Origin of the sequence: Prevotella sp. MGM2 (assembly GCF_002933955.1) — a bacterium.
In the GTDB taxonomy this organism is placed as follows: Bacteria; Bacteroidota; Bacteroidia; order Bacteroidales; family Bacteroidaceae; genus Alloprevotella.
The window spans coordinates 22,240-28,600 of record NZ_BEWW01000156.1 but is presented as its reverse complement, the minus strand read 5'-3'; the positions used below and the strand labels follow the sequence as shown (position 1 = coordinate 28,600).

General features: G+C 44.3%; 7 protein-coding genes. All 7 read left to right on the top strand.

Features of this window, described 5'->3' with window-relative positions; genetic code table 11:
- Positions 1 to 452 precede the first annotated feature (452 nt).
- On the top strand, positions 453 to 1,055 hold the full coding sequence (locus C5S62_RS03660; RefSeq protein WP_104404103.1) for a 50S ribosomal protein L25/general stress protein Ctc: 603 nt from the start codon (positions 453 to 455) through the stop codon (positions 1,053 to 1,055).
- Between the two features lie 30 nt (positions 1,056 to 1,085).
- Positions 1,086 to 1,649, top strand: a complete 564-nt coding sequence (pth, locus tag C5S62_RS03655) for an aminoacyl-tRNA hydrolase (protein WP_104404102.1) — start codon at positions 1,086 to 1,088, stop codon at positions 1,647 to 1,649.
- A gap of 26 nt (positions 1,650 to 1,675) precedes the next feature.
- Entirely contained in the window at positions 1,676 to 2,086 is a 411-nt protein-coding gene (locus C5S62_RS03650) for an RNA-binding S4 domain-containing protein (RefSeq protein ID WP_104404101.1), read from the top strand.
- Between the two features lie 20 nt (positions 2,087 to 2,106).
- A complete protein-coding gene (locus C5S62_RS03645) occupies positions 2,107 to 2,529 on the top strand; it encodes a hypothetical protein (RefSeq protein WP_104404100.1) in 423 nt (140 codons plus the stop codon).
- A gap of 163 nt (positions 2,530 to 2,692) precedes the next feature.
- Positions 2,693 to 4,414 carry a lysine--tRNA ligase gene (gene lysS, locus C5S62_RS03640; RefSeq protein ID WP_104404099.1) on the top strand — a complete coding sequence of 574 codons (1,722 nt, stop codon included), beginning with the start codon at positions 2,693 to 2,695 and terminating at the stop codon, positions 4,412 to 4,414.
- 120 nt (positions 4,415 to 4,534) lie between these two features.
- Positions 4,535 to 5,530: an NAD(P)H-dependent glycerol-3-phosphate dehydrogenase gene (locus C5S62_RS03635; RefSeq protein ID WP_104404098.1), complete on the top strand. Its 996-nt coding sequence runs from the start codon at positions 4,535 to 4,537 to the stop codon at positions 5,528 to 5,530.
- A 156-nt stretch (positions 5,531 to 5,686) separates the two neighbouring features.
- The gene (locus C5S62_RS03630) at positions 5,687 to 6,340 is read left to right on the top strand and encodes a NigD-like C-terminal domain-containing protein (RefSeq protein ID WP_104404097.1); all 654 of its coding nucleotides are present in this window, start codon (positions 5,687 to 5,689) and stop codon (positions 6,338 to 6,340) included.
- Positions 6,341 to 6,361: the final 21 nt, after the last annotated feature.

Sequence of the window (6,361 nt, the reverse complement as noted above, 5' to 3'; positions counted from 1 at the left end):
GTATCTTTGTAACAGCGGAGCGGGGCTTTCCATCGGGAAGTCCCGCTTTTTCAGTGTTTTCGGGCCATATTCCAGCCGTTTCCCGCCCTGTTTTCCCTGAAAATTCCCCGTATTGCAGTTGAAATTCCCCGTATTCGTGTTAAAAATCCAATAAGGACTTTTCCAACTCTAAGTATTGGAGTTGGAAAAACGTTACTTTAAATTGTAATGGAAAGTTAAAAATGTTAATGTTAGAAAGCCAGAGACGACACTGGAGATTTCCATATCGTCCTGCACTCGTATGTCTCTTTTCTTGTCAGAGCGTCAAATAAAAAGTAATTAATTTTGCCAGTCCGTAATAAACATGTATTTTTGCATCCGATTTGTCCTCCCGGGCGGACTGACCCCCGTGTGTGATGGCGAATTAAGCCTTTTATAACTTAATTTAGAGTAACACAAATTACAAAAAAAACATGAAGCAAATTGCAATCAGCGGTGTGTCACGCACCGATCTCGGCAAGAAAGCCACAAAGGAAGTACGTAAGAACGGTAATGTTCCCTGCGTTATTTATGGAGAAAAGAAAGGTGAGAACGGTCTGCCCGAAGCCATCCACTTCGAAGTGAGCGAAAAGGAAATCAACAAACTCATCTACACTCCCCACATTTATCTCGTGAACGTTACCATCGATGGTACGGAACATCAGGCTGTGCTCAAGGAAGTTCAGTTCCATCCTGTGAAGGACAACGTGCTCCATGTAGACTTCTATGAAGTACGTGCCGACAAACCCATCGTGGTAGGTGTGCCCATCGCTCCTCAGGGACTGGCAGAAGGTGTACGCGCCGGTGGCCGTCTTATGGCAATGGTACGCAAGCTCAATGTGAAAGCTACTTACGAGAATATCCCCGAAAAACTCAACATCGATGTAACGAAGCTTCAGCTTGGTAAGAGCATCAAGGCTGGCGATCTCCATTTCGAAGGTCTCGAACTGGTTACCCCGAAAGAAGTTATCGTTTGCACCGTCAAGATGACACGTGCCGCCATGGGTGCTGCCGCAGCAGCTGCCAAGAACGCATAAGGTTTGTCTTAAAATAGAAAATATCTGAAGATGAATCATCTGATTGTCGGGTTGGGCAACATCGGTAGCGAATATGTACACACCCGTCATAATATAGGATTTAGAGTGTTGGACGCCTTGGCTAAGGCGTCCAATCTCGTATTTGAAGACAAGCGTTACGGATTTGTCACCACCCTTAAGGTGAAAAACCAGACACTGACCCTCCTCAAGCCTTCCACTTATATGAACCTTTCGGGCAACGCGGTGCGTTACTGGATGAACGAGAAGAAAATTCCGCTTGAGAATCTGCTTGTCGTAGTCGATGATCTGGCATTGCCTTTCGGGCAATTGCGCCTGCGTCCCGGTGGCAGTGAGGCTGGTCACAACGGCCTGCGCCACATCACGTCAGTATTAGGCACCCAGCAATATGCCCGCTTACGTTTCGGCATAGGCAATGATTTTCCGAAAGGCGGCCAGGTGGACTTCGTGCTCGGAGAATTTGGCGAGCAGGACCTGGCGCTGATGGATGAACGCCTCGATATGGCAGGTGAAATGGTGAAAAGTTTTGCTCTTTCCGGCATACAGTTTACCATGAACCACTATAATAAAAAATAAGATAATTCTCCAGCAAACAAGTGGCAATGGAAGCACGACTCGACAAGTGGCTTTGGGCGGTACGTATTTACAAAACCCGTACTTTAGCTGCAGATGCTTGTAAAAACGGACGCGTGACAATCAACGGCGCGCAGGCAAAACCTTCACGCACAGTAAAAACGGGCGATGAGGTAGGTGTGCGGAAATCCCCCGTAACCTATACATTCAGGGTGCTGCAGGCCATCGAAAAACGTGTGGGCGCCAAAGTGTTGCCCGATATAATAGAGAATATCACCCCGCCAGAACAATATGAACTGCTCGAGATGAGCAAAATAAGCGGTTTTGTAGACCGTGCGCGTGGCACCGGCCGGCCCACCAAGAAAGACCGCCGCGCTATTGATGGTTTCAGCGTTCCCGTTTTTCTCGACGGTGACTTTGATTTCTATGATGAGGATTAATCTGAAAACAAGCGGTAATCATGCAAACTGACAATCGACCAAATGGTGAACCTCGGAGTGATAAAAGCCTTTCCGACCGTATTTGCAATGGGTTGACTTTTATAGGGCTTCTAGGGGTTATATTCTGGGGTGTCCGTAATATTATGGCACAATGGCAGGTAAAGGAAGAGATGGAAACTGTAGAGCCGGAAAATATAGGCAGGGAAAAAGATGAAATGAACAGTGAAACAGCTGTAAAACAGGATTTTGTAACCGAACCGGCTCCTGAGGTAGATGAGAATTACCGGTTTGGGGAATACAATGATAATGTCGTTGTGCCCGATTCTGCCACTGTTGTTTCCGACAGTCTCTTCACTGATACGCTCAACGCTCAGCCATTGCCTGCTGGCAGGCAATCGGATGAAATGATAGTGGACGAACAGCCGGCCGATACCGTACAATAAGCCATAAGGTGTAATCGTATCAGTAAAAGGAAGGATATGATCTTTAGAGGCTATATCCTTTTTTCTTTATTTTGAATCCATTTTTTATATTTAGCAAAGCGGCGTTTATTTGCCCGACCCGAAAAGTTTTTGTATTTTTGCGGGAAAATAGAAATGTACAACGATGAACGTACTCGAACTTAGTGAACAGGAAATCTATCGCAGAGGAGCATTGGAACAATTGCGTGCCATGGGCATCAATCCTTATCCTGCTGCCGAATATCCCGTTAACGCCTATTCTGCGGAAATACGGGACAATTTTGACGATAATGCAGAAACCTTGCGTGAAGTTTGCATAGCGGGGCGCATGATGAGCCGCCGCGTCATGGGAAAGGCCAGTTTTGCAGAACTGCTTGATTCACGCGGGCGCATACAAGTATATATCACGCGTGATGACATTTGTCCTGACGAAAATAAGGACCTTTATAATACGGTATTCAAGAAATTACTTGATCTAGGTGACTTTATTGGGGTGAAAGGATATGTGTTCCGCACTCAGACCGGAGAAATATCGGTTCATGCCAAGGAACTGACCGTGCTGGCCAAGAGCATAAAGCCTCTGCCTATTGTCAAGGAAAAAGACGGTGTGACATATGATGCTTTCGATGATCCGGAATTGCGTTACCGTCAGCGTTATGTTGACCTTATTGTCAATAATGGCGTGAAAGAGACTTTTCTCAAACGTGCCACGGTTGTGAAGACGCTTCGCAATGCTCTTGATGAGGCCGGATATACTGAAGTGGAAACCCCCATCCTGCAGCCTATTCCGGGAGGAGCCAGCGCGCGTCCTTTCATTACACACCACAATGCACTTGACGTAGATCTTTATTTGCGCATTGCCACGGAACTTTATCTGAAACGGCTCATAGTCGGTGGATTTGAAGGCGTGTATGAAATCGGTAAGAATTTCCGTAATGAAGGTATGGATAAAAGTCATAATCCAGAGTTTACCTGCATGGAACTTTACGTGCAATACAAGGATTATAATTGGATGATGTCTTTTACCGAACAGTTGCTCGAGCGCATCTGTATTGCTGTCAACGGTAAGCCCGAAACAGTGGTGGATGGCAATACGATCAGTTTTAAGGCACCTTTCCGCCGTTTGCCTATTTTGGAAGCTATTAAAGAAAAAACCGGTTACGATCTTAACGGAAAGAGCGAGGAGGAGATCCGCGATATCTGTAAGGCGCTCGACATGGAGATTGATGACACCATGGGGAAGGGTAAACTCATTGACGAAATATTCGGTGAGTTTTGCGAAGGCACTTATATCCAACCTACTTTTATTACGGATTATCCGGTGGAGATGTCGCCTTTGACAAAGAAGCACCGCACTAATCCCGAACTTACCGAACGTTTTGAATTGATGGTCAACGGTAAGGAATTGGCTAATGCCTATTCTGAGTTGAACGATCCGATTGATCAGGAAGAACGCTTTCAGGATCAGTTGCGTCTCTCCGAAAAGGGGGACGATGAGGCCATGTTTATTGACCGTGACTTCTTGCGTGCCTTGCAATACGGAATGCCGCCGACATCGGGCATCGGCATCGGCATAGATCGCCTTGTCATGCTCATGACGGGGCAGACGCAGATACAGGAAGTACTCTTCTTCCCGCAGATGCGCCCTGAAAAGAAAATCCCTCGTGATGTCACAGCCAAATATGTAGAATGTGGTATTGCAGAGGAACTTGTGCCCATTCTTCAAAAGGCCGGATATAATCTTGTGAATGACCTTAAAGAGGTCAATGCTCAGAAAATTCAACAGCAAATAGGCGAAATCATCAAGAAATACAAGCTGGATGTTATGAAACCCTCTGTTGGAGACATTGAGGCGTGGAATGTCTGAAATATATGACAATTGGCAATCGGGAGGATTAACCGGATTTATCGGCTAATTATTCTGCCGGTTGCCAATTGCTTTCATTTTTTGTTGTAAACCTTCTTAAAAAACTCAATACTATTCATTTTGTTCGAAACCGGTAAAATAGCCATAATGGGTGGCGGAAGTTGGGCCACAGCCATAGCCAAGATTGTGCTTGAAAAGGTTGAGCATATTACTTGGTATATGCGTCGTGCCGATGCTATTGAAGATTTTAAGCGGTTGGAGCATAATCCGTCGTATCTGACCAGTGTGCATTTTGATACCAGTCGTATCACATTTTCAACGGACATTAATGAAGTGGTTCGGGCATGCGATACGCTTGTTTTTGTAACGCCGTCTCCTTATCTTAAAAATCATCTTAAGAAACTTAAGGAGAAATTACATAATAAATTTATAATAACGGCGATAAAAGGTATCGTTCCGGATGAGAATATTATTTGTTCGGAATATTTCAGGCAGATTTATAACGTACCTGACGATAATCTGGCTGTGCTTGGAGGCCCCAGCCATGCCGAGGAAGTGGCATTGGGACGTTTGACCTATCTTACAGTCGGATGTACGGACGAGGAAAAGGCGACTTCTTTTGCCGAACTCATAGCTGGCAGCTACGTAAAGACAAAGACAAGTACCGATGTCATAGGAATCGAATATGCCTCGGTTTTGAAGAATGTTTATGCCATTGCCGCAGGTATATGCAATGGTTTGAAATATGGCGATAATTTCCAGAGTGTTCTTATGGCTAATGCCGTTCAGGAGACCAACCGTTTTTTGAGAGCCGTTTATCCGATTGAGCGTAATATTTATGATTCCGTTTATTTGGGTGACCTTTTGGTTACCGGTTATTCCAATTTTTCGCGTAACCGTGTTTTTGGTACAATGATAGGACGGGGATATTCCGTGAAGTCTGCCCAGATAGAAATGGAAATGATAGCCGAAGGGTTCTTTGGAACTAAATGTATGAAAGATATTAATAAGCATTTTCATGTCAATATGCCAATTTTGGATGCTGTATATAATATTCTTTATGAACGTATATCTCCGGCTATAGAGATAAAGCTTCTCACGGATTCTTTCCGCTGATTGTCGATTGCCTTATTTGGAATCAGGATAAGGGAAAGTTCTTTCTTTTTATGGTAAAAGCATGCAAGATTTCCGTTTTTTGGTGTTTATAGGGAAACGGCTTTGTTTGATAGAGGCTGTTCTTTACGAAGTATAAACATAAAAACAATTAGAAAGATGAAAATGAAGATGCTATTTGTATTACCGCTTTTTTTATTTATTGCGGCTTTTGTATCCTGTAATGATGATTATGATCATGCCACCTACTATGCCGGTATGGGTACGGTACTCAAGCAGGGAAAGGATTATGCCATTGATTTTGATAACAGCCGTACGATGACGTTGGCAGACAGTTCGTTGCTTGTTGCTACGAAATCACAAACTCCCGGTCAGCGTGTTATCGTTTCGTTTACTTATGATGAAGGGCGCCTGCCTAATACTATTTTCCCTATTGATGTCGTGCGGGTTCTGACCAAGCCTTTCTTTCCTATACCAACTTTGGAGCAAAGCGACAGTATTGGCAATGATCCGATAAAACTTGTGGAAGCTTGGGTCGGTGGGGCACATTTGAATGTGAAGTATGCTTATTATACCAGTGCTTATGGCGGCAGGGCTCATTTTATCAATGCCATTGATTTGAACAGAAAAGATGATAAAGGGTACGTTTCATTGGAGTTTCGGCACAATGATAATAATGATTATCGCAACCGTGTGGCTTATGGTTATGTATCGTTTCCTCTGTCCGAAGAATATCTGCGGGGCAATGGCTTCAATATCAAATATAAAGACTTTAACGGTAGAGAAATAACGTTGCCTGTCAAATTAAAATAACCAAGGCTTAAAGAAACGGGT